Source organism: Victivallaceae bacterium, assembly GCA_036659455.1.
Taxonomy (GTDB): domain Bacteria; phylum Chlamydiota; class Chlamydiia; order Chlamydiales; family Chlamydiaceae; genus JAVXCN01.
This window is the reverse complement of sequence record JAVXCN010000001.1, coordinates 370,635-395,446: the sequence shown is the minus strand read 5'-3', so window position 1 is coordinate 395,446 and position 24,812 is coordinate 370,635. Positions and strand designations below refer to the sequence as shown.

Annotated in this window: 21 protein-coding genes; 8 read left to right on the top strand and 13 right to left on the bottom strand. The window is 39.4% G+C overall.

Annotation, left to right across the window (positions count from 1 at the left end; genetic code table 11):
• From RSA43_01765 to lon, 7 genes are all read right to left on the bottom strand, one after another.
• Positions 1–1,734, bottom strand: a complete 1,734-nt coding sequence (locus RSA43_01765; protein ID MEG2496015.1) for a HEAT repeat domain-containing protein — start codon at positions 1,732–1,734, stop codon at positions 1–3.
• The gene (locus tag RSA43_01760; protein MEG2496014.1) at positions 1,716–2,306 is read right to left on the bottom strand and encodes a Maf family nucleotide pyrophosphatase; all 591 of its coding nucleotides are present in this window, start codon (positions 2,304–2,306) and stop codon (positions 1,716–1,718) included. Before RSA43_01760 ends, RSA43_01765 begins: the two co-directional genes overlap by 19 nt.
• A 47-nt stretch (positions 2,307–2,353) precedes the next feature.
• A complete protein-coding gene (locus RSA43_01755; protein MEG2496013.1) occupies positions 2,354–3,940 on the bottom strand; it encodes an ABC-F family ATP-binding cassette domain-containing protein in 1,587 nt (528 codons plus the stop codon).
• Between the two features lie 49 nt (positions 3,941–3,989).
• Positions 3,990–4,970, bottom strand: coding sequence for a tyrosine recombinase XerC (locus RSA43_01750; protein MEG2496012.1), 981 nt, complete (start codon positions 4,968–4,970; stop codon positions 3,990–3,992).
• 23 nt (positions 4,971–4,993) lie between these two features.
• Positions 4,994–5,926 (bottom strand): ribonuclease Z, encoded by a 933-nt coding sequence (locus RSA43_01745; protein MEG2496011.1) that lies wholly within the window; start codon positions 5,924–5,926, stop codon positions 4,994–4,996.
• A 67-nt stretch (positions 5,927–5,993) separates the two neighbouring features.
• Complete coding sequence (locus RSA43_01740) at positions 5,994–6,491, bottom strand: hypothetical protein (protein MEG2496010.1); 498 nt, start codon at positions 6,489–6,491, stop codon at positions 5,994–5,996.
• A gap of 272 nt (positions 6,492–6,763) precedes the next feature.
• Positions 6,764–9,256, bottom strand: coding sequence for an endopeptidase La (gene lon / locus RSA43_01735; GenBank protein ID MEG2496009.1), 2,493 nt, complete (start codon positions 9,254–9,256; stop codon positions 6,764–6,766).
• Between the two features lie 224 nt (positions 9,257–9,480).
• Between lon and RSA43_01730 the strand changes: the two genes are divergently transcribed.
• From RSA43_01730 to RSA43_01715, 4 genes are all read left to right on the top strand, one after another.
• Positions 9,481–10,125 carry a hypothetical protein gene (locus RSA43_01730; GenBank protein MEG2496008.1) on the top strand — a complete coding sequence of 215 codons (645 nt, stop codon included), beginning with the start codon at positions 9,481–9,483 and terminating at the stop codon, positions 10,123–10,125.
• Between the two features lie 175 nt (positions 10,126–10,300).
• On the top strand, positions 10,301–10,477 hold the full coding sequence (gene rpsU / locus RSA43_01725; GenBank protein MEG2496007.1) for a 30S ribosomal protein S21: 177 nt from the start codon (positions 10,301–10,303) through the stop codon (positions 10,475–10,477).
• A gap of 13 nt (positions 10,478–10,490) precedes the next feature.
• Positions 10,491–11,654, top strand: coding sequence for a molecular chaperone DnaJ (gene dnaJ, locus RSA43_01720; protein MEG2496006.1), 1,164 nt, complete (start codon positions 10,491–10,493; stop codon positions 11,652–11,654).
• Positions 11,655–11,688: 34 nt separating this feature from the next.
• Entirely contained in the window at positions 11,689–13,731 is a 2,043-nt protein-coding gene (locus RSA43_01715) for a thiamine pyrophosphate-dependent enzyme (GenBank protein ID MEG2496005.1), read from the top strand.
• A 7-nt stretch (positions 13,732–13,738) separates the two neighbouring features.
• Here RSA43_01715 and RSA43_01710 read toward each other — a convergent pair whose 3' ends face one another.
• Positions 13,739–15,223 carry a ComEC/Rec2 family competence protein gene (locus RSA43_01710; GenBank protein MEG2496004.1) on the bottom strand — a complete coding sequence of 495 codons (1,485 nt, stop codon included), beginning with the start codon at positions 15,221–15,223 and terminating at the stop codon, positions 13,739–13,741.
• On the opposite strand from RSA43_01710, the gene RSA43_01705 reads away from it, so the two are divergent.
• The 3 genes from RSA43_01705 to ptsP are packed head-to-tail and all read left to right on the top strand — an operon-like array spanning position 15,215 to position 18,078.
• Complete coding sequence (locus RSA43_01705; protein ID MEG2496003.1) at positions 15,215–16,027, top strand: hypothetical protein; 813 nt, start codon at positions 15,215–15,217, stop codon at positions 16,025–16,027. The genes RSA43_01710 and RSA43_01705 overlap by 9 nt on opposite strands.
• A complete protein-coding gene (locus RSA43_01700) occupies positions 16,024–16,335 on the top strand; it encodes an HPr family phosphocarrier protein (GenBank protein MEG2496002.1) in 312 nt (103 codons plus the stop codon). Before RSA43_01705 ends, RSA43_01700 begins: the two co-directional genes overlap by 4 nt.
• Before the next feature lie 3 nt (positions 16,336–16,338).
• Positions 16,339–18,078, top strand: coding sequence for a phosphoenolpyruvate--protein phosphotransferase (gene ptsP / locus RSA43_01695; GenBank protein ID MEG2496001.1), 1,740 nt, complete (start codon positions 16,339–16,341; stop codon positions 18,076–18,078).
• Between the two features lie 5 nt (positions 18,079–18,083).
• On the opposite strand, the gene RSA43_01690 is transcribed toward ptsP, so the two are convergent.
• Positions 18,084–18,377, bottom strand: coding sequence for a YbaB/EbfC family nucleoid-associated protein (locus tag RSA43_01690; protein MEG2496000.1), 294 nt, complete (start codon positions 18,375–18,377; stop codon positions 18,084–18,086).
• Between the two features lie 8 nt (positions 18,378–18,385).
• Entirely contained in the window at positions 18,386–19,711 is a 1,326-nt protein-coding gene (gene dnaX, locus RSA43_01685) for a DNA polymerase III subunit gamma/tau (protein MEG2495999.1), read from the bottom strand.
• A gap of 207 nt (positions 19,712–19,918) precedes the next feature.
• Between dnaX and RSA43_01680 the strand changes: the two genes are divergently transcribed.
• Complete coding sequence (locus RSA43_01680; protein ID MEG2495998.1) at positions 19,919–22,012, top strand: HDIG domain-containing protein; 2,094 nt, start codon at positions 19,919–19,921, stop codon at positions 22,010–22,012.
• On the opposite strand, the gene RSA43_01675 is transcribed toward RSA43_01680, so the two are convergent.
• The 3 genes from RSA43_01675 to rnc are packed head-to-tail and all read right to left on the bottom strand — an operon-like array spanning position 21,993 to position 24,802.
• A complete protein-coding gene (locus RSA43_01675) occupies positions 21,993–22,727 on the bottom strand; it encodes a hypothetical protein (protein ID MEG2495997.1) in 735 nt (244 codons plus the stop codon). The genes RSA43_01680 and RSA43_01675 overlap by 20 nt on opposite strands.
• Positions 22,702–24,063: a DNA repair protein RadA gene (gene radA, locus RSA43_01670; GenBank protein MEG2495996.1), complete on the bottom strand. Its 1,362-nt coding sequence runs from the start codon at positions 24,061–24,063 to the stop codon at positions 22,702–22,704. Before radA ends, RSA43_01675 begins: the two co-directional genes overlap by 26 nt.
• Entirely contained in the window at positions 24,053–24,802 is a 750-nt protein-coding gene (gene rnc, locus RSA43_01665) for a ribonuclease III (GenBank protein MEG2495995.1), read from the bottom strand. The genes radA and rnc overlap by 11 nt, the downstream gene beginning before the upstream one ends.
• Between the last annotated feature and the right edge of the window lie 10 nt (positions 24,803–24,812).

Sequence of the window (24,812 nt, the reverse complement as noted above, 5' to 3'; positions counted from 1 at the left end):
TTATTCTGCGATTTTTATCAGTAATCCGACAAGAAGATAAAAATTCTTATTTTCTTTATGACTTAACATTTCCAAGAAGAGAGCGATGTCTTCTTCTTTTTTTGATTGAACGAGAGTTTCGAGAGCTTCGACTAAAAGTTGTGTTTTTTGTTCGGGTGTAACCATAAATTTAAGAAAAGGTTTCTTTTTGAAATCGGAAGAAGATTCCTTTTCTTCCAACAATACCGTGTTTGTTACGGCTTCTTTAACCCAATTTCGAAGTACGGCGGCTTTTTGAGGATCTTGCGTGATTTTATACAAGAGCATATTCGCGTAAGCTCGAGTAAAAGGAATTCCAGGCAGTTCCGAGGCAGCTTCAAGAATTTTTAAATCCTCGATACTCCCTCTATTCCCGATAAAATTCATGAGAATCGGATTTAATTTTTCTTCCTGCGTTTTTAAAAGCTTGATGACAGTGTCACGGGATAAATAAGAATCGGGTGCGGAAATGAGATTTTTCAAAAGTTTCGCATAGATTTGATCGTTTAGAGCGTATGAATTTTCATAAAGCATTTTAAGTGATTGTGAATTTGAAATCATTTTATAATAAGAGAGAGAATATCCGGGAGAACAAGCAGGAACAAAAAAAGGTCGGTGTTCTTTGGATAATAAAATTTCGGTAATGTATTCATAAGGAGCCGGATCAAGGACCTGAAGTGAAGTCAACACTTCTGCACAATTGAATTTGATCTCTTCATTCTCCGTAGTTTTGAAAATGGGAAGGAGTATTTTTTCGGCATGTTCCTTAGGAAAATAATGAAAAGCATGAACGGCAAACGGATTGTTGTTGTCACGAATTTCTCTCTTTAAAATTTCAACCACCTCGGTATCTCGACCTAATAATCCCAATGCCAAAGCGGAAGCGATTTTAACATATGAATTTTTTTTGTTCAGACCTGTTTTTAGGTATTCGTAGCATGAAAAATCTTGTAATTTGCCGAGAGCAAAAGCGGCGGCTTCTCGCTCGCATGGATGAGCCCCGTGAGCTAGATTGCGCACGTTATTAAGAAAATAATCGCGATTATTTTCTGCAGCCAACACAGCGATTTGACTACGGATAACCGGATCGGAGTCGCATAACAACTGTTTGATATACGCATTCGATTCTTCATTTTCTATATGGATTAATATGTTCCCTATAAGAGGTTTAAAGGAATGCGGAATTTTATCTAAAAATGTTCTTAATCGATCTATGACATAGGGATATCTTAATAATGCCAATCTATAAATGGCTTCCATTTTGACAATGGGATGGGGAGAGCCGGAAGCTGTTAGGAGAATGGACTCTACCGTTTTTCCGGTGAAATTATTTAATACCGACAAGGTTAGGAGTTGTAGGACATAGTCGGATTCTTCAGCTGCTTTCGATAAAATTTCCAAAGATGACGAAGAACCCGAAATACCGGCGCCCAAAACGCAACATTTTTTCAGATAAGGGTCATTTGTTTGATATCCGATGTTGAGAATGAATTCCGACATTTTTCTAAGTAAACGGAAATCGTGATAACCTACTTGTCGATAGTGTTTCAGATAGATTGCAAACGATTTTTCGGGAGTTTTATAAACGGTTTCCGAAAAAATTTTATTTTTAACGACACACGTATAATCTCCATAGACTTTCGGATTGTGATTACACAGCAAGACAAATAAGAAAACCCAAAAAAATCTTCTTAACATTAAGAAATGAAATTCCACAAATTAATACCTAATTGAAGTAAAAGTTGATACAAGGTGTTGATGGGAAGACCTCTCACGTTATAACTGCATCCGTTAATCTTTTCGACAATCAAACTTCCGCCGTCCTGAACACTATAGCCTCCACACTTATCTAAGGTATTAAAAGCTTTTACATAGTTCATAAGATGTTTATCATCGACGGATCGTAGGATAAGTTCCGTTTTTTCATACCGGGAAACAGTCACCGAATTTAAGGAAACGGTAACGCCGGTAAAAACCCAATGAGGCTTAGAAGCTAATCTGCGAAGCATGTCAACGGCATGCATTTCATCGATCGGCTTATGAAATATTTCACCTTTTTGATAAACGACCGTGTCTGCCGTAATGATAAGACAATCTTTAGAAAATTCTTTTTGTAAGGATTCGGATTTACCCAAAGAAACGTTTATCGCATATTGACCGATATCGGTATTCTGAAGAACGGAAGTCTCATCGAAATGAGAAACAATCGTTAAAAACGGTATCTTAAAGTGTTCAAGGATTAATTTTCTTTGGGGTGATTGAGAACCGAGAATAATTTGAGGTAACATGTCAAAATTTGTATCTTTTTTTCTTATTTAAAGACGGACCGAAATTTTTATCTTGACGTTCTTTCCAGGTATTCGGTTAGAGGACCGTCATAAATGCGAATACCGCTTTCTTCAAAAGCAACGATTTTTTTTGCAAAAACTTCAACTAAGCTCCTGTCATGACTGACGCAAATCGCCGTTCCTTTATAGTCGTCTATGCCCCAGGCCAATGCGGAGACGGCCTCCAAATCCAAATGATTGTTCGGTTCGTCTAAAATCATGAAATTATGAGGCTCAAGCATCAACGCCGCTAAAATTAAACGTGCGGATTCTCCTCCGGATAAAGCCTCTATACACTTGAAAGCATCATCCCCGGCAAATAATAACTTTCCGAGTACGCTTCTGATTTCCTGATCGTAAACGCCCTGCTTTTTGTTTCTCAACCAATCAAATAGTTTTTCTTTACGATTATTTCCGAGAATATCGGAGTGATTTTGCGGAAAATACGTCTGCTTAACTTGATGACCGATATTAATGGTTCCCGAGTCCGGTTCTAAAACTCCACTTATTAATTTCAATAGTGTCGTCTTACCTAAACCGTTGTTACCGATGATACCTATTTTGTCGTTTTGATGAATTTCTAAGGAAAAATTTTTGATGACGCAATTGTCTCCGTAACTCTTGGATACGTTTACCAACTTACAAACGACTTTCCCGGAAGATTGATCCGGCGTTTCAAATCGAATATACGGACGCTGAATATTAGACTTTTTGAGATCTTGAGGTTGCAGTTTCTTTATTTCTCGAATTCGTGACTGCACCTGACTAGCCCTAGTGCCTGCTCCGAATTTGGCTACGAAATCTTTTAATTGAGAAATTTTGGTTTCCTTAGATTTAATATCCGCTTTTTCTCTTTCGCGGGCAGCTGTTTTCATCTCTATCATATCATCATAATTCCCCGGATAGATAATGATGGTGTCGTAGTCGATATCAGCAATATGAGTCGTTACTTTATTTAGGAAATGCCTATCGTGACTTACGACAATTACCGTGCCCGGATAAGTTCTCAAAAATTCGGCCAACCATTGAATCGAATGTAAATCCAAATGGTTAGTCGGCTCGTCAAGAAGAAGTGCTTCGGGACTACCGAATAAGGCTTGACATAACAAAGTTCGAAATTGAAAATCCAGAGGAACGGTTGACATTTTTTTGTCATGAAATGCAGAAGGGATCCCGATTCCGATGAGAAGTGATTCGGCTTCCTGCTCGGCAACATAGCCTCCTTCTTCTCCTATGATTTCTTCTAGCTCGGCTAAAAGCATGCCTTTAGCATCGTCGAACTCTTCAAGATAAAGAGCATCTCTTTTTTGTATCGTGTCCCAGAGTTTTGTGTTGCCCATAATAACACACTCCAAGAGAGTGTTATTATGAAACTCTTCGATGTTTTGTCGTAAAATACCGATTCTGCGAGGTAAAGAAACATGTCCTTTCGTCGGTTCGACGACACCCATGATTATCTTTAATAAAGTAGATTTTCCTGCTCCGTTCGGTCCTGTTAAGCCATAGCGATTTCCCGGGTTGAAAACGACGGAGACATCGTCAAATAAGACTCTCGTCCCTAAAGATTTGCCTATTCTGTCTAAAACAATACTCATGACAAAAAGGTTACCGGAGAATTTTGAAAAAAACAAGAATCTAAAAAATTTAAGCGTGAGGATGTGTGTTTTTATAAACTTTTTCCTTAAGTTTTAAAGAAACGTGTGTATAAATCGTAGTCGTATTGAGACAAGAATGTCCGAGAATGGTTTGGATTGTTTTCAGATCCATGCCGTTTTCCAACCAGTGAGTGGCAATCGTATGTCGGATGGTATGTGGAGAAATATTACCGGATAAACCGCTTTTGATTAAATAACAACGAAACGTTCGGTCTACGGATCGAAGGGTTATTCTGTTACCGAATCGGTTTAAAAAAATTGCCGAAGAATCGCATGGAATTTCTTCTCCTTTTGCATTGATGAATCTTCTTGGATCTTCTAAATAACGTTGAATCCAGTCGCCGGCATTTTTGGTTATGGGAATGATTCTCTCCTTTTTTCCCTTTCCCTTGACTCTAAGTAGTAATGAATGCAAATCCAGATCCGGTCGATTCAAAGCTACCAATTCTCCGATTCGAATACCCGAACTGTAAAAAAGTTCTAGGATACAACGATCTCGAAGACCGAAATATTTCGAAATCTCCGGAATCGAAAACAATATCTCGACTTGAGAATAAGATAAGGGTTGCGGTAATGATTTTCCGATTTTAGGCGTCTTAATGGTTTCCGCAGGATTGAAAGAGATTAATTTTTTACGTACGCAAAAGTTTAAAAAACTTTTAATTGAAGCAAGATATCGCGCAAGAGTTTTTTTACTTTTGACGGATTGAACGGTAAGGAATTTTCTTAATAAATCCAAGGAGATTAAAGATAGAGTCGGATCCTGAATTTTCTCAAGATCCATTCCGTTTTCGCAGAACGTTTTATGACAAATGGGAATGGATGTTTCTTCCGGAGATTTTTTAAGAACTTCCGTTTCGATAAAATTTTTTAAAAGCGTAAGGTCGGATGCATAGTTGCGCAGGGTATGTTCCGAAAACATTCTGACGAGTTTTAATTCTTCAAGAAAAAGATAGGCGGCTTGAATCATGGAATCGAAACGAAAACTCCTCTTTACGATCGCGATTTATCTACCCGTTCATTTTTTGGAAAGGGATATATTTTGCATTCTTGACCGGCTTGAGTGTTAGGAAATATTGTTCGAGCCTCTTTCTCAAAATCTTTAATGTTTAAATATCTGGCTGAAAAATGTACTAGTATGAGTTCTCGAGCATTTGCCTTCGAAGCAATTTGCGCTGCTTGCTTCGCCGTTAAATGATAATGCGTTTGGGCAAGATGCGCATGTTCTTCCAGATAGGTGCTTTCACAGATGATCATTCGCGCATTTTGTCCTAAAGTAACGGCATTTTTGCATGGAAGAGTATCTGCAATTACGGCAATGCTATCGCCTTTTCTTATATAGCTTACGTCTTCCAATTTGATTAATTGACCGTTATGAAGCAGTTTTCCGTTTTTTAACAGTTCTTGCATAACGGAACCGCCGAGTTGCAGCTCTTTTAATTTTTCAGGGAAACATTTCACTGTGTCCGGTTCAGTAATTCGCCATCCGATATTGGGTACTTGATGATCTAAATAAAGGGCTTCTATACGAAAGTTACCGAAATCTTCAACAATTCCTTCGGATTCGACAGGATGTTCAATCACTTTTATGATCTCGTGATAAATGGTCCCATAACGCAACCTATCGAAATATTGTTTTCCCGATGCGGGATAATAGCAATGAATCGGGTGCTTAACTTTATCGAGATTCAAACGCATCAACATGGAACCTAATCCCAGGCAATGATCACCGTGAAAATGACTGACGAAAATTCTCGTAACCGTCGTAGGAGCGATATTGGCAAAAATAAATTGTCTTTGTGTCCCTTCTCCCGGATCGAAAAGTAGGCCTTCGCCGTTCCATCTTAAAAGATAAGCACCGTGATTTCTTGCGCGTGTCGGTTGCTGACTTGATGTCCCTAAAACGATTAATTCTCTGGAACTCATACGATTCTCATACCCCTAATATAAATCGAATCTTTCTTAAGAACGAGGAGGATAGAAGATCGGATGCTTATTCCTCTACTATTTTGAACACATCGTTTGCGATTACAGTTATAGCAGGTCCCTTCAATGCCGTTTCTTCGGAAGATTTTAAGGAAATTTTTTCAATCATTCTTTCCATGTGAGTAATGGGAGAAGAGGGACGATCCTCCGGAGTCGATTCGTTCGCTTTGTCGGAGGCTTGCTCGGCAAGAGGCTGTTGAACTTCGGACATCTTAGGACTTTCCGAAGAAGAAGTTTGAGGGGTGGCAGTTTCAAGATTTTTTGTTCTACCGGACAGAATTTTAATTATGATTGAGGATATCAACAATGCTCCGATGGCAACAAAAATCGACCAAGCCGGAATTATCAAGGCTAAAGACAGACAAGAAACGACAACAATAAGTAAGACGATGATTATGGACACGATAATCCAGATTTTCATGCATAAAGGAGTTTTCGACTTTTGTGAAGGTGCCTGTACAAGAGATTGTGTTGTATTTGACGTATGTTCGGTTACCTGAGTCATATGTTTAAGTGTCAGTCTTACATAACAAAATAATTACTAAGAGAGATTATTGATGAAAATAGGATTAAAGGTATTCAACATTTTTTCGGATTTCCTTGATATTTTGTGATTAACGAATTTTTTTTAAATCTAAATTCGAATCCTTCCATTTGTCTCTATGAGCAAAGTCTATCCATATATTGGATTCATTCGATTCGAGTAATATGATTGGATGGATATCGACGATCGAAATTTATGTTCGGGATGACGGCGATACCCTTAAACTAACAATTTTAATCGAGATCCGGAAAAGCGATTGGGAACACATCGTCATAGTGAGAAACGAAATGAATTTTTAAATCCTTTTTCAAATAATCCGGGAGCATATCGTAATCACGTCTGTTGTCTTCAGGGAAAATTAAGGTGCTCAGATTCGAACGTCTGGCTGCGATTAATTTCTCTCGGATGCCTCCGACTCCCAAAACCCTACCCGTTAAAGTGATTTCTCCCGTCATACCTAAGTTTTCAAAAACCGGCAGGTTCAGTAGCAGTGATAACAATGAAGAAACCATAGTTATCCCGGCAGAAGGACCGTCTTTAGGGGTTGCTCCTTCGGGAATATGTATATGCACCTGGGATTTATCGAAGAAAGTATATCCGGGCGCATATTTATCTATGGTGCTATTGAGATAAGTCCAAGCGATTTGCGAAGACTCTTTCATGACGTCTCCGATTTGTCCCGTTAGTCGCATCTCTGTTTTTGAAGCAGGGGTGGCGACGGATTCGATATAAAGCGTAGCTCCCCCTAAAGAGGTCCAAGCCAACCCAGTAGTTACTCCTATAGGAGTTTCTTCGTAAAAACGATCGCTGGTAAAAAGGGGTTTTCCTAAATAATCGACCAAATTACTGCATGTAATATTTTGTTTTTTACATTTATATTTGATTTTTTCATTGTCGGATTTTTGTTTGGATCGTTCACTATCTCGAACGATTTTGAGAGCGACTTTCCGCAAAACCTTTTTAATGTTGGCATCAAGACTACGTACGCCGGCTTCTCTAGCATAATTATTTATCATTTGCTTGATGGATTCGAATGAAAACGATACGTTATCGGCTTTCAATCCCGTTTCTTTTCTTGCCTTAGGTATAAGATATTTATTGGCAATCTGTACTTTTTCTTCCAAAATGTAACCGGACAATCTAAGAACCTCCATTCTATCTAAAAGAGGTTCGGGAATATTGTCCAAAACGTTTGCCGTTAAAATAAATAGGACATTGGACAAATCGACCCGAATATCCAAATAATGATCCAAAAAATCCTTATTTTGCTCGGGATCCAAAACTTCGAGCAAAGCGGAAGCAGGATCGCCGTGATAGCTCATACCTATTTTATCGACTTCGTCAATCATGATAACGGGATTCATGGTCTGGCTTTGTTTTAAAGCCTGAACCATTTTTCCGGGCATGGCACCAATGTATGTCCGTCTATGACCTTTGATTTCGGCTTCGTCTTTCATGCCGCCGACGGAAAAACGGAAAAATTTCCTATTTAATACTCTGGCTATGCTTTTTCCTACGCTCGTTTTTCCTACTCCGGGAGGACCAGCCAAACAAATAATGCTGCCCTTAAGCCCTTTCGAAAGCTTTCCGACACTGATCAATTCCAGAATTCTTTGTTTGATATCTTCCAACCCGTAGTGATCTTTATTCAACACCTTCTCGGCTTTATCCAGATTCAAATGTTCCTTACTTTGAATACTCCATGGAATAATCGTTAACCAATCTAGATAATTTCTGCAAACGGCGTATTCGGCGGAAGCCGTCTCCAACGTTTGTAATTTCTCCATTTCCTCTCGAATCGTCTCCATCGCATAATCGGGCGGCATACTTTTATTAAGTCTTTCCGAGAACTTTTCAATGTCGATAGCTTTATCTTCTTTTTCGAGCCCCAACTCTTTTTTAATCGTTTTGAGTTGTTCCTTCAGAAAAAATTCTTTCTGACTCTTAGTGATGGTAGCTTCTATCTTTTGATTGATGCTGCTTTGTAATCGACTTAGATCAAGTTCTTTTTTAAGCAATACGAGCGCTTTGTCAATACGAGAATGCATTTGAGTCGTTTCTAAAATCTCTTGGAGATCTTCTCTTGTAGCTGTTGTTAAAGCTACTGAAAAATCGGCTAATTTTCCGGGTTCCGTGAAATCCGAGTGACCAAGGAAAATTTGAAGCTCTTCTTTGAAGAGGGGATTTAATTTCAATAATTCTTTAATAACGGATATTATGCTGACCGAATAAGCTTTAAGTTCATCCGTTATAACTCGACTATCGGGATGATAACTGACTTTGGCTTTAAGATATTTATCCTTCACCAGGGGTTCGACAATTTGAATTCTTTCTTCTATATTAAGAAGAATCTGAGCACCTCCGTTTTCGAGAGGCATGATTCTTAAAATACGGGCGGCCACACCGGTTTTGTATAATTTTTGAAAATTGACTTTTGCTATGTTTACATTTTCTTTTTTTGTCAGAAACAAACCGATATATTTCTGTGAACTTTTTGCTATAAGTTTAAGAACTTCATAAAATGGTCCGGTTTCGATTAACATCGGGGCAGCCATACCCGGAAAGAAAGGTCTTCGATTTAAAGGAAGAATGAAGAGTTCGTCGGGAAGAGCTCCTTCTTGCTGGCTTTTTTCTTCTTGTCGGATGTCGGTTTCTTCCAGAATGTTCTCCATTGCGGAAGCGTTTTGTTCGTCAAGATGCTCGTTATCGTTATTATTTATAGTCAAACCAATCCTCTAGTCTTTGAATCGCCGAAACTCTATAACGGGGAACGAATAAGATGAAGAAAAACGTGTTCTTACCCGAAAATACGGCAAACTACCGTGTCGCCTTAGGTTAGCACAAAATCGTTTTTTTCTGCGAACAATCCTAGGGATTTTTTGTATCTAGTGGCGTGTTATATATTATTGTCGTATTATCGTTGTATTTTTGTGATTTCGGTCGTAGGTCAATGTATTTTTTGGTCGTGGATACAGGGTGGGATTTGCCATGGGTTTCTTTATTCGGACAAAACAAAGTCTTGTTTGATCGTATAGCTGCTCCCGAAGAAGATAACGGAGAGTTTTTGCGGAATTGCGTTGCCGGAATCTTGGAGGATTTTTCTTTCGAAAACCGGCAATTATATTTATCCGTTTCTCGCGGACCCGGTCGATTTTCTGCCTTGCGTGTCGGAGTATCGTTTTGTAAAGGATTGGGAGCTGCTCTCAATGTTCCCGTTCTCGGGTGGAAATCGACCGAAATTATGTATTCGGAAGGGGTTCGGGAAAAATTCTTTGCCGCAGTTCCTTCCTCTGCCGGTAAAGTGCATGTATCTCTTAGAAAAAAGATATCCGAAGCGTTTGTTTCCGATTTAGGGGTAAACGTTACGATTGATCTTAAAGATCTTGAAAAACTTTGCTCCGACTGGGACTGTTCTACGGTTATCGTTTCGAATTCGAGCCTTATGAACAAAATGGTCAAATTTTCTTTTTGTGATCTTCGATTCTCTTCCAGGTGTTTGTCTAGAGTTTATAAATCTTTTTTTGAAAGAAACGATTATTTTGAAAACAAAGAAATAGATTACGGAGAAGTCATTTTTGCAAAAGCCGAGAAATAAAAATTTATTTTTATTTTTTTACGGAAGCTATTTTGACATTGAATGGTAATGATTTTTTGTGCTAAAATTCCAGAGCTTCCTTGATTGCCTAAGTGTATTTTATTTTCGGTTTTTGAGGAGTCCGAATTTTATATTGAAAAGCAAGTTTAAATTTTAATTGGAAGGGGTTGGTGAAATGCCAAGCGTGAAAGTGAGAATCGGAGAACCGGTAGATAAAGCTTTGCGAATTTTGAAAAAGAAATTGGATAAAGAAGGTGTTATGAAGTCTGCCAAAGCGCATCGTTTTTATGACAAACCTTCCGTAAAAAAACGAGCAAAATCAAAAGCTGCCGCAAAATACAGAACCAGATAGTTGCGTTTAGAATATGGAATACTATGAGATTTTAGGGGTTTCCAAAGGTGCAAGCACCGATGAAATCAAGAAAGCATATCGTAAACTTGCCATTAAGTACCACCCTGATAAAAATCCCGGTGATGCTGAATCCGAGCGTCGTTTCAAGGAAATTTCCGAAGCTTATGAAGTACTGAGTGATGCTAAGAAAAGGGGGAATTACGACAGATTCGGAAAAGACGGGGCATGTGTCGGTGCAAATGGATTTAGCGGTGGTTTCGGTAATATGGAAGACGCTCTTCGAACTTTCATGGGTGCTTTCGGCGGAGGTGGCGGTGAAGAGTCAATTTTCGATAGTTTGTTCGGTGGATTCGGTGGTAGCGCTAGCGGTGAGCCGGGAGCTCAACGTAAAGGAGCCAGCAAAAAAGTTAATTTAACGATTACGTTTGAAGAAGCGGCTAAGGGGGTTGAAAAGGAAATCATATTGTCCTTGTATGTCCCTTGTAAGGCTTGTTTGGGAAAAGGGGCTTCATCCGCTCACGGAATTAAAAAATGTTCTCGTTGTAAAGGAACTGGGCAGGTCATTCAAAATAGGGGATTTTTCTCTATGGCTTCTACATGTCCGGAATGCGGAGGTGAAGGACAGATTGTTACGGACCCTTGCAAGAGTTGCTCTGGACAAGGAAGAGTAAAAGAGAAGAAAACCATTACGGTTAAAATTCCTGCCGGAATCGATACCGGTATGCGTATCAAGATGGAAGGTCGGGGTGATGCGGGGCAAAACGATGCTGCCTTCGGAGATCTTTTTGTATATATCGAAGTTAAGTCACATGCCGTTTTTGAAAGAAACGGTACGGATATTTCATTAGATTTGCCCATCGGTTTCGTAGATGCCGCATTGGGAGCCAAAAAAGAAATTCCGACGCTGTTAAATGAGGGGACTTGTCTTTTGAGTATTCCCGAAGGTGTGCAGAGCGGAACGATTCTGAAAGTGAAAAATCAAGGATTTCCTTCTTTACAAGGAAGAGGAAGAGGGGATCTTTTAGTTCGAACAATAATTGAGACGCCTACAAAGCTTTCGGAAGAACAAAAAGAAATTTTACATAAATTTGCAGCTACGGAAAAAATTGAAAATTTCCCGAAAAAGCGGACTTTTATGGATAAAATTAAAGCTTTTTTTTCGGATTTCGCTGTATAGATTGATTTTTTAATCTTTAAACTTGGGGGCAATTGTGACGATTTTTAAGGAAAAAATCTCCAGTAATTTACTTAATGTCCTTAAGTTGGTTTATAAAACTCGTATAGCCGATGCCAAAATGTTGAATTTGTCTAGGCAAGCTGATAAAGGAGCTTCTTTTCAGCTTTCTTGTGCCGGTCATGAATTGGTCGGAATAGTTGCAGGTCTTGAGATGTCGGTAGGAAAAGACTGGAGCTTTCCTTATTACAGGGATCAAGGGTTTCCTGTAGGGCTGGGTTGTGATTTTGTGGAGCTTTTCGGCTCATTTCTTGCAAAAGCAACAGTTAATCATTCATCCGGTAGGATGATGCCTTATCATTATTCACATAAAAAATTACGAATTTGCTGTCAATCCAGTGTAGTCGGTACGCAGTTTCTTCAAGCTGCGGGACGAGCTTGGGGAGTCAAGGATTCCGGTAAGTCCGAAGTTGTTTATGTCTCAGGAGGAGAAGGAGCTACTTCTCAGGGAGAGTTCTATGAAACACTGAATTTTGCTTCGCTAAATAGACTTCCTTTAGTCATCGTGGTTCAGAATAACGGTTGGGCTATTTCCGTGCCTTTTAAGGATCAGTGCGGGGGAGATTTGGGCGCTCTTGCACGTAGTTATAAAGGAGTGGACGTTTATTCCGTAGACGGTGGAAATTATTATGATCTGACAACTTGTTTTCGAAAAGCTTTCGGCAAGGCTCGAGAAGAGTCGTGTCCTTCAGTCGTGTTGGCAAACGTCGTAAGGCTATTTTCTCATAGTAACAGCGATAATCATGAGAGATATAAGGAACATTCGATGATATCTTCGGAATCCGTGAGAGATCCCATTTTGTGTCTTGAAAGAGAAATTTTGTCTTCCGGAATCGGAACCGAAGAAGATTTGGAGCTGCTGAAAAGCGAAGCGGTTCTTGAAATAGACCAAGCTTTATCCGAAGCAGAAAATATTCCTTCTCCGAGTAAAGGAAGTAGTCAGTTGCATGTCTTTGCTCCTTACGTTCCTTCTTTAATCAGTTATGAATCCGTTCAGGAACCGTCTCCGATTACAACGAATTCGTCTTCGGTAAAAGTGATGCGCGATGCGATTTCGGAAGCTATTTCCGAAGAAATGGCTAGAGATCCTTATATCGTAGTTTTTGGAGAAGACGTAGCAGATCCTAAGGGGGGGGTTTTTGGAGTTACTCGAGGACTAACTGAAAAATTCGGGAAGCAACGTTGTTTCAATACACCACTGGCCGAAGCTACGATAATCGGAACGGCCATTGGTTTATCGTTTGACGGTATTTATAAGCCCGTGGTTGAAATACAGTTTGCAGATTATATCTGGCCCGGAATCAATCAATTATTTAGTGAGGCTGCGAGCATTCATTATCGTTCCAGAGGAGAATGGGCTGTCCCATTGGTCATTAGAGCTCCTTGCGGAGGATATATTCAAGGAGGGCCTTATCACTCTCAAAATATAGAGGGATTTTTAGCTCATTGTCCGGGATTAAAGATTGTTTATCCGAGCAATGCGGCGGATGCCAAGGCTCTTTTAAAATCGGCTATTCGCGATCCGAATCCCGTGATATTTCTTGAGCATAAGGCCCTTTACCAAAGAAGAAACTTCAGTGCACGGGAATTGTTTTCTTCGGATTACACTCTGCCTTTAGGGAGAGCTTCTATAGTGACTAAAGGCAATGATCTTACGATTGTTTCTTGGGGAATGACTTTGGCCATATGCTTCGAAATTGCCAAAGATTTATTAAAAGAAGGTATTTCTGTAGAACTTATTGATCTAAGGACTCTTGTACCTTGGGATTCCGAAGTCGTTCTGGATTCGGTCAAGAAGACCGGCAAGCTTTTAGTGGTCCATGAAGCTTCTCGGCAGTGTGGTTTTGGAGCTGAGATTGTGGCTAAAATTTCGGAAGAGGCTTTTACTTTTCTGGATGCACCAATAAAAAGAATTTGTGGACAGGATTGCCCCGTTTCTTACAGTAAAATTCTTGAAAACGAGACTCTTCCTCAAAAAGATTCGATAGAACAAACGGTTCGTGAGTTAGCTGCTTATTAGTCGGGTTTTATAAGAATTTTTCTTCTTCGGGAAAGTGTCGTGTTTTTTCGTTTAATATGATGCCTATAATGATGACGGCTATTACATAGATAAAAACAATTTCCTGAGACAGTTGTTGTTCCGATCGAATTTCCTTAAATGTAATGGGAGGATCGTTAATCAAGGACAAAAGATTCGTACACCAATAATGATTTAAGGTATGTATAACCTTGAGATTCAGGACGGCTCCGGTTGATGTAAGTATGAAAACGGGATATGTCAATAAAGGGACGAATAAATTATAAAAAACACCGTTTAAAGGTATACATAGAAAATATTTTAATAAAATTGGCCATAAAAATATATGTACGGCAAGATCAACTGCCATTATGTCACATATCGATAGTCCGATTTTTTGTAACAATCGTTTGATCACGTTACGCGATAAAGACGAGTATCCCAAGAGACAGTTTTTTAAAAATTTGGCTATCGGATTATATAAAAACATGATTCCTGCCGTGGCTAAAAAGCTTAACTGGAAGTTTAGGGAAAAAAGTGACGAGGGATCGAAAGCGGATATTAGAATAAGCGCTAAAGACAATCGATTAATTCCGGAGCATCTTCCTTTAAAAAAAGAGTCGGAAAACAGTACGACTCCGCAGATCCAACTTCTCATAACGGATGGTGTGGTTTCTTGAATTAAGAGAAATAGAGAGCTCATGACAATCAGGAATATTGCGCGATGATTTTTCCTAAAAAGAAAAGTTATCGGTAATAATAATTTTGTAAAAAAAGAAAAATGGAATCCCGAAACGACCAGTAGATGAGCCAGTCCGAGTTTTTGAAATTTTTCCTTTAAGTCCTTTGGGGGTGATTTTCCTAAAAAAATTCCCGTTAAAAGAGATTGAACTTCAGGACTAGGGTAATTTGTTCCAATATATTGAATGATTTTATTCCTAATGAAAGTTCGGGGATTAGACATCAATTGGCGAGGTTCCGACTTTATGAAATCGGCGTTTTTTTTAAACGAGTATTTGTTGCTATTAGTAATATATTTTAATTTTCCTGAAAGGATATAATCCGTTCCTGATTGTTGTTTTTTATTCGATAAAACGGAGCAGGGAATATTTTTATATTTTTTTCGGGAGTTTTTTTTTCGAAAATTCAGAAATTTTCCCGTACATACGTAATAGTCTTTTATTTTTTTCGTTGACAAGACTCGAAAAACTCCGTTGCCTTCGATAACTGAATTTTTGGAGGGATGGATCGTTCCGGCTAGTAAAAAAGAGATAACGAATAAGGCAAGAGGAAGTTTTTTCGGCATCTTTTTTTCCAGGATTAATAATAGTAATAAAATTACGATTCCTGACGAAAATTGCGAATGGGAGATGGCTCCTAGAATCCAATAAACGGCGTAACGAAATAACGGGTGTTTGTCGTAAAAGTTTTGAAAAGCCGTCCGAACGGTCGACAAAGGAAATTTGAAATAGGTTTCGGTAATTTTGTGAAACATGATTATTGCGATGGAATCAGGTTGGATAAAGAAGTATTTTATTATAAAGGACTTGATTTTCAATCCGCAACGATTCCTTCTTGGGAAAGATTGATAATCGATATTCCCTTGTTAACGAAAGGATGGTATGAGCTCATTCTTTTAGATGACTCCGATCGAACGGCACTCATTAAAGACATTTGGTTAAATTGTTTTACTTTATTCGATATTCATAAGGAAATTCTTGGGATTATAGATGATTTTTTTAACTGTCTGGACAGTATTTGCATTTATGCTTTCAAGACGGAGATGAATGTCTTTTCGGATCTCCGTATGGTATATTCTTTAAAAGGCGGTAATGGATTTTTTCAGGGAGGTCCTCCTTTTTCGGGTGATATAGAGGCTTTTTTTCAGAAAAGATTCAATCAGACGTTTTCTCCTGAGTATAGAGCTTTTTTTTTGCTTCATGACGGTTTTTCCTTAAACGATGACGGGGGGATAGTAAGTACTAAGAATCTTTCCAGAACGTATCAACGCGTGCGAAATCGTTTGATCTCCGATTCAAGTTCATATTCGTTTTTTGCCGAAGACGGTTTTGGTCTGTTTCCTTTTTATGAATCGGTGGGGCTTAACGAGTATCAATGTTTCTTATCCGACCCGGAAATTGTGATGGGTATGGGAGATGCGAGTATATGCGTTCTCGACAACGATTTAAATCAAGTGATTGAAATTCTAAATGGAAATCGAAAATTCGATGAAAGCGACGGATGCCATTATCGCTTCCTTGATTGGTTAACCTGCTATTTAAAAAAAGGATGGAGATGACGGAAAACGGTGTAGAGATAAATGAAACCGACGAAAAAGAATACTCGGAATCTTTCTTGATCGTTCGAAATGCTCTCGGTATTCATGTTAGACCGGCAGGGGTGATAGTTAGAGCGTTGCAGGACGAACCGAATGAAATTTTATTCTGCTATAATTCTCAGGAAGTCAACGCTAAAAGTATTTTAGGTATACTTACGTTAGGTGCATCGGAGGGAGCTAGGATTCTCGTAAGAATCAAGGGTAAGAACACGCCGGAAACCATGCAGCGTTTAAGAGAAATTTTTGAAAATAAATTTGGGGAAACGTAATCGATGGAATCAAAGGTCCATACTGAGAAAGTTTCGAAAGAAATTAGACTTAAAGGATTAACGATAGTTTCGGGGATTTCTATCGGCAGGCCGTTTTTCTACACTCCCACTGCGTTTAAAATTAACGAATTGACTGTTCCTCAAGAAGAAATTGCGCATGAGATCAATCGTTATTATAAGGCTCTTAACCGTTCGAAAGTAGATATTCTTTCTTTACAACAACAGGCAGAAAGTCAGCGCGGAGGTGATGATATTGCTTCCATTTTAAAGTCGCATCTTGAGATTATTAAGGATCCTTCGCTTACGAAAAACGTTGTCGATACGATTAAAAACAACGGAAAAAATGCCGAGTATGCCGTTACGGCGGTTCTAGGAGAAATAGAAGAACGTATCAATAAGACTCGTACTTCTTTTTTTATCGATAGATTGCAGGATATTCAAGATGTTACCGGAAGAATCATCAGTCATTTATGTTGCACCGATCGAGAAAATTTGGGGACGTTAGATCAGAACATTATTGTCATTTCCGAAAAATTGACTCCTTCCGATGCTGCGTGTTCAAACCCAGCGTATATTCGAGCTTTTGTTACCGAAATCGGTGCTCCCACTTCTCATATGGCGATCGTTTCTCAGGCTAAGGGAATTCCTTATATATCGGGAATAGACATACAGTTACTTAGAAGATTGACGGAAGATTCTCCTTTAGTGATTGTCGATGCTTTTTTGGGAGAGATTGTCATTAATCCGTCGGTTGATACTTTGGAATATTATCGAAGTAAGAACAGATCCTCCATTTCCGTTTCTCATAAATCTTGTGAAGTCGATAGAGTCAATTATATTCGCGAAATGCGTCCTCAAAGAAGGGTGTCTTTGAATATTGATTCTTATCAGGATTTTGACATGATCGACGATTGTTTCCCGGATGTCGGGATAGGATTATTTCGTACGGAATATTTAGCTATTAACGCGGGAAAGTTCCCTTCTGAAGAAGAACAATTCGATATATACATGAAATTGACCTTACGTAAGGCTCATACCCCTCCTGTTATTCGATTGTTCGATTTCGGCGGAGATAAGGTTATTCCGGGATTTAATTTTAAAGAACGAGCTTTAAGATTGTTATTCAGGGATAAGTCGATTTTCGAATCTCAAATTAAAGCTCTGATAAGAACTTCTCTCGCCGGACCGATCAAATTATTATTGCCTATGGTTGCTGATATTACTGAGCTAAGACGCGTTAAGGAAATCATTAAGATGTTTGTCGGCATCATGTCTTCTGACGAAAAAAGTTTAGTGATGTCCAATCTTAAAATAGGATGTATGATTGAAGTGCCTGCTGCATGGTTGATGCTTAAAGAGCTGGCCGAAGAATGCGATTTTTTTTCGATAGGAAGCAATGACTTATCACAGTATACCCTTGGAATAGGAAGAGAATCGGGTGATGTGGATTATCTGAATTGTCCTCTTCATCCCGCCGTTTTAAGGATTATCGGCAAAACGATGGTAGTTGCTAAGGAGCACGGTATTCCTGTTTCTTTATGTGGTGAAATTGCTGCTAACCCACAATTCTCATCTCTATTCTGGGGATTGGGATTGGAAGAGTTGTCGGTTTCTCCTCCTGCTTTTACATCCGTTCTTCAAACCGTTGCCAAATTTGATTTCGAACAAGCAAGACAACTAGCCGATGAAGCTCTTAAAACGACTACTTATGCCGATTTAATGTCATTATTAAGCTCTTCCTAGAACCGCTATCCGAACGGTAGTAATCGTGAATTTTGTTTTTTTTCCTCTTCGATAAGAGACACCGCGTTTTTGTGCGCAGATATTATCAAATCCTGGAGGCATTCCGGATCTTCCGGGTCTATGCATTCCGGTTTGATGTTTATTAATACAATCTCCAGTTTTCCGTTCAACGTGATGGTGACCAACCCGTTACCGGAAGTGCCGATGTATCTTTGCGAGAGCATATCCTGCTCCATCGATTGAAAGTGTTGCTCCATTAAACGAGCTTCTTTTTTCTTTTTAGAGTATCCACTGCCCATATTTTTCTTTATTTCTTGGTTAAAATGCCTTGTAATTCGACGGCTCCGAATTGCAAAAGATTATCAAAAATAACCATCTCGAGATGAGTTGGTTGAGATTCTTGAGTTTGGGCGAAATTAGGATCGGATATATCGGAATGTTGAATCCGTTCCTTAATTTCGACTTTATTCGGCAACATCGATGGTTCGGAGACACGAGAAGTTTGAAGTGCCGAAGTTTTTTTATACCGATCTTCAAGTTCGTAATTGTCTTTTCGAATCGGAAGATTTTTCAATTCCAGAATTTGTGAAAACGAAGGTCGTTTCCTATAATTGATTAAGTGAAGCAAAACGGTTTCCAGAAAAACGACTTCGAAAACGGTCTGCTTGAGTTTGAAGGAAGCTTCACCCAGAAATTCAACGATATAGAGGAGCTGCTCTTCGGAATAACCCGTAGGGGAACCGGTGAGCAAAAGATCGCGATAGCGAAGCGTCAGGTTATTCAGGAATTGCGTAATATCATAACCTTTTTCAAAAATAAATTTCGTCGTATCGAAAAGAGTTCGGTAATCCGACTGCAAGATGGAGGTATTTATTTTTTCAAAGATATAGTCATCCGGAAGACCCATAGTTTCATTAACCGTTGACATATCGATTTTGGTCGGGCTATAAGAAATCACTAAATCCAGGAATGATTCCGCATCACGTAAACTTCCTTGAGCGGATTGAGCGATTCTTTCGATTGCGGATAACTCATATTCGATAGTTGTATCGGATAGTATCGTTTTGAGTTTTTGTGTAATTAACGGTTCCGGAACTCTTGTTAAATTAATTTTTTGACAACGACTTAAAACGGTTAAGGGGATCTTATGGGGTTCCGTTGTGGCTAAAAAAAATTTTACGTGAGAAGGAGGTTCTTCGAGAGTTTTTAAAAGAGCGTTGAAAGCTTCTTTCGTGAGCATGTGGACTTCATCTATTATGTACACTTTAAAACGAGATTTCCCAGGAGTAAAAAAAACCGTCTCATTGATTTGTTTGATATCATCAATCCCTCGATGGGAAGCTCCGTCGATTTCAATAACGTTCATACTATTGCCTAAAGCAATTTCTTTACAAGAGATGCAGGAGCAACAGGGTTCTCCGCATGTAGAAAGAGACTCGCAATTAAGAGCTTTGGCAAATAATCGTGCCAGAGTCGTTTTTCCGACACCTCTCGTTCCTGAGAAAAGATAGGCGTGAGCCGTCTTACCCAAGACGATCGCATTCTTCAATAAGGTGACGGCTGCCTTTTGACCGAGTACTTCCGAAAAAATTCCGGGACGATATTTTCTATAAGATGCTAAATGAAAAGACATAAACGCAGAATCCGCACGCAATTCCGTTTTCTATAAGTTTCGGATGATAGCCCGGAAAGTTTTCTTTTACAAATATAAAGGAGGTTTTTATCGCCTGATACAACATAGTTTGATAAAAATGTAAAAAATACCGTAACCTTCCAAAGATTTTTTTTGACTGAATCACTGGATCGTATGTATGCCGGCTTTGACTAAAGGGTTTTGTTTTTGAATTCCAAAGCATTGAGTTTTTTTTGTCGTTTAAGTGCGGCCATCGGTTTTGGGATTTGCATTTTTGGTTTTTTGCAATTCAAGGTCTTTTGTTTCCTGGATCTTGAGACCGGAGGGTTTTCCGGGAGGACGATTGTATCTCCGGTAAATGGAGTTTTCTCATGGGATGCTTCCCTCGATGATTCTCGGAATAAGGATTTCGGGAAGGTCTATGTTTTTTCATTTCCGCAATCCGGGTTATTAACCGAAAGTATTTCGGAAAGACTGCCGGAGAACATGTCGGACATAATGTCTCGCGTGTGTGACTTTTTGTCTTCATGCAGATTCGTGGATGCCGCGACTCATGATTATATACGTGAATTAGCGAAAAAAGGCCTTGTGCCCGAGAGCATCGGTTTTCACGTTTTTCGTTCCTCCAACCTCTCGGAATACGAAATCTATGAAACCGGCCTCGATTTTCTCAAAAATGAATTGATGAAGGATTCCCGATTCGATCCGGAAGTTATTGCGAAAGTCATTGCCGAAGTTAGGGGACAGGTCTATGTGCAGCAGGATGATCGACTTAGTCGTTTCATTATTCAAGAATCTCCTTATCGAAAACAAGCCGAAATCGTCAAGAGTGGAGACGTTGTCGTTAAAAAATACCAAAAGATAGGTCTGAGGGAGCGAGCTTTATTCGAGTTTTTAAGGAATGAATCTTCGGGTAGTGTTTTGTGGAACTTACGTCCTTGGCCGGTAACGCTTTTTCTGTCCGGAGCGATACTATGCTTGGGATACTTTTTTCTTAAATTCTTTTTCGAAGAAGTGTTTTCGGATCACAGGAAATTTACCGTTCTTATTGCAATTTGTATCGTTTCTTTGATCGGAGTAAAGTTTATCGAGGTTCTTTTTGCTTCGGGAAGTCTGAACCTCGTAAGAAATATCCCTTATCCGATTATTTTACCTTTTTCCGCTATTTTAATCGGGATATTTTTGGGAATTCCTTTGTCCGCTTTCGTATGCAGTTGTCTTGTGTTGATTTATACTTTAGGAGCCGATATTTGGAATAATACAATATTCAATTCCATTAATATCTTATCCGTCGGTTTTTCGTTTTTAATGATTCGTAAAATCCACCGATCCAATTCGATTTTCAAGGTGTGCGTGAAGTTATGGTTTCCGACACTTGCCGCAACGACCGTTATTCGTATTTTTGATTGCGAATGGAATATAGGAATTTTTGTTTGGGATGCCTTATTTAATTTTATTTTTAGTTTTGTGACGGCTATTTTTGTTATAGGTTTGGTTCCTCTTTTAGATGTTTTTTTCGGGTCGTCTTCGAAACATGCATTGCTTCTCTTGCTCGATCCTGAACAAGAATATCTTAAAAGATTGTTTACGGAAGCTTTAGGAACCTACCAGCATTCGGTTTTAGTCGGTTGTATGGCGGAAGCCGCTGCTAATGCAATTCAAAGAGACGGTCTTTTATGTCGGGTAGCGGGCCAGTATCACGATATAGGTAAGCTCGTCAATCCTTCCTTTTTCGTTGAGAATCGCTCTTCCGGGATTGCTGAAGATCCCGAATGTCGGAATATCGTAAAGGATTTGGAAATTATCCTCTCTCATGTTTCCGAAGGCATAAATCTTGCTTCGAAAATTCATTTACCGGAAACGGTGATCAAAGTAATTAAAGAACACCACGGCACTACGATGGTTCATTCATTGTATTATGATTATAAGAACTCTAAGCCCAAGGAAAATGAACGGATTTTAGATGAAAATTTTTTTAGATATAAAGGTAAAAAGCCTTCAACCATCGAGTCGACGATCATTATGTTAGCGGACTCCTTTGAGGCGGCTTCTCGTTCTTTAGGTACGGTAACCGAAAAATCGTTATCGGAGCTCCTCGATAAAATAGTCGCTCAAAAATTTTCGGACGGTCAGTTCGAATATTCTCCCTTAACTTTGGCTGAGTTGAAATTGTGTAAGCAAGCGATGCTTAAAACTTTGTTCGGTGCGCTTCATCTTCGCCGAAAGTATCCTGAGGCGTTACCGGAACAAAACATATTATTGATCGGAAAAGATGCGCAACCTAAGGTCCTTGATCATTAGGAAGTGTTTTTCGACAGACGACGATATCGATAGCTCGGAAAAGAAGCTTGAGATTCTTACGTGTTTTCAAAGCGATAATTGCAAGAGAACCCTGCAGAGGCGCATAGGGAGGAGGTAAAGGTATTTTATGTTTGATATCCGTTTTTAAACGTATCAAAGCCGCATCGGCAACTACTATGCCATCGAACTTTTTTTGATAAAGTCGGGACAGTCTTTCATTGACGTTACCTCTAATGTCCTTAACGATGCAATCGGGAAAAAGATTTTTGACCGTCCTATATCTGTTTGCGGAAGACGTTCCGATAATGAGTCGTTTCGGTAAAGGAAGCGATAAAGAAGGGTGATAAACTAAACTGTCGCCGGAAGCAATTGACTTTGTCACGGCAACAAGAGTGAGGTCGGAAGGAAGGGTTTGAGGAAGATCTTTCGCGGAATGGATGCCCGCATCGCATTTTTTTAAGGAGATTAGCCGATCTACGGTGTTCGTAAAAAAGTTTTCCGCTTTAATAAGTCGTAAAGGGGTCGTTTTATCCAGATCTCCCATGGTTTCCACGAGAATTCGTTCGAATTGCATGCGAGGGTAGATTTTTTTCAACGTGGATTCGATTTCAGAGATTTGTATGACGGAAAGCGGTGATTTTCTTCCGGCCAAACGTAACGGTTTCTTTCCTTGAATTAGAGCTTCGATATCAGAATGAAAGAAATTTAAGGGCATCTTTGATATTTTTAACTCCTATAATTTCAATCTCTTTTTTGATTTTGTCCGGAATATTCGCCACTTGACCTTGAGGTAGAACGGCCGTGGAAAAACCCATAAGAATGCTTTCTTTCAGTCTTTGTTCGACCCCCGAAACATTGCGGATTTCACCGCCTAAACCGACTTCTCCTGAGATCGTGAATCCGGGGTTGATGATTTTACCCGTTAAAGAAGAAGCTACCGATAAAAGTGCTCCCAAATCGGCAGAGGGTTCGATGATTTTCAATCCGCCCGCGATCGAAAGAAAGACGTCTTTATCGTGAAGATATAATTTGGCTCTTTTTTCCATCACGGCTAATAACAAAGCCAACCTGTTTTGATCGAACCCTGACGTTTTTCTTGAAGGATTGCTGTAAGGGCTATTGGAAACCAAGGCTTGTATTTCTACGAGAATGGTACGAGAATTTTCAGCTACGGGAACGATGGCGGATCCCGGAAATTCCGTATTGCGTTCTTTTAGGAACATAGCTGAAGGATTAACGATTTCGATGAGACCCAATTCCTGCATAACGAATAATGCCAATTCGTTTGTTGGACCGAAGCGGTTTTTAATGGAACGGATCATGCGATAATTTAAATGACTATCGCCTTCAAAATAAAGTACTGTATCAACGAGATGTTCCAAAACCTTAGGACCGGCAATATCCCCCGATTTCGTTACGTGTCCGATAACAAAAGTCGTGATTTCATTTCTTTTGGCAATTTTTAAAAGTTGACTCGTAATTTCCTTAACTTGGGAAACGGAACCCGGTGAGGAACAGATTAGAGGATCATACATGATTTGAATGGAATCTATGATTAATACGGAAGGCCTGCAATTTACGATTTTATCTCTTATGATTTCGAAATTGGTTTCGGAAAAAAGAAGAATGTCCGAAGAACGAATTCCTAGTCGACCGGCTCTTAAAGAGGTTTGAAGAATGGATTCTTCTCCGCAGATATAAAGGACTTTCGTTCGGGGATTTGCCAGCTTTTGAGAAATCTGTAACAGCAAAGTCGATTTCCCGATACCCGGATCACCTCCGATTAAAGTCAAAGCTCCTTTGACGATTCCTCCTCCCGTCAGACGATCCAAACCAGGCATCCCTAGAGAAAAACGGACGGTTTCCGTTTCCGATACGTCGTTGAGAGGGATGGGTTCAATCGGATTCAAAATGTTGTGGGAATGTTTCGTGAACATCGGTTCTTCTCCGAAAGAATTCCAGTTCAAACATTGCGGACATTGCCCAATCCATTTGGGTTGAGATAACCCACATTCCGAGCAAACCCAGATGATTTTCGGTTTAGTCGACATGATTCTCCGTTAGATGTTTTAAGGCATCTTCAGCCGCTTGTTTTTTTGCCGTTTTTTTAGAATTTCCTGCACCTCTGCCGATAATTCGATCGTTAATCTTAACTACTGCCTCGAAATAGGAGCTTTCATTCGTAATTCGAGTTAGGATGATCTTATAAACGGGAAGTATTCCGAAACGTTTTTGAACGCGTTCCTGTAACTCGTTTTTAGCGGGTTGAGAGGGATCTGAAACAAGTTTATCTGCCGTAGGAAGAAGGTCCTTTAATAACTGCCTGGCGATATCTAAACCTTGATCAAGATAAACGGCTCCGATAACAGCTTCAAATAAATTGGCATAGGCTGTCAAACGGCCTCTTAAAGCATTAAGTTTTTCTCCGCGTCCCAAAATTAAAAGTTCGCCGATTTTTAATTGTTCGGATAATGATGCACAGGACTCGGCAGATATAATCCGACATCGGTATCTGGATAACGTTCCTTCCGAAACGTCGGGAAAGTTTAAAAAAAGATACTCGCTTACTATAAGATTGAAGACGGTGTCTCCTAAGAATTCAAGTCTTTCGTTGTTAACGTTTACGTCAGACTCGTTTTGAAACGAAGAATGGACTAAAGCTTCAAAACCGAGGAAGGGATTTATAAACGTCAATCCGATCCTTTCTTGTAAAAGGAGAACATTGGGATGTCGTTCGAAAAAATGAGAATCGTCGGAATGCCGTTCGGTCTTGCTAATTTTATTGTTCATGGGATACAAT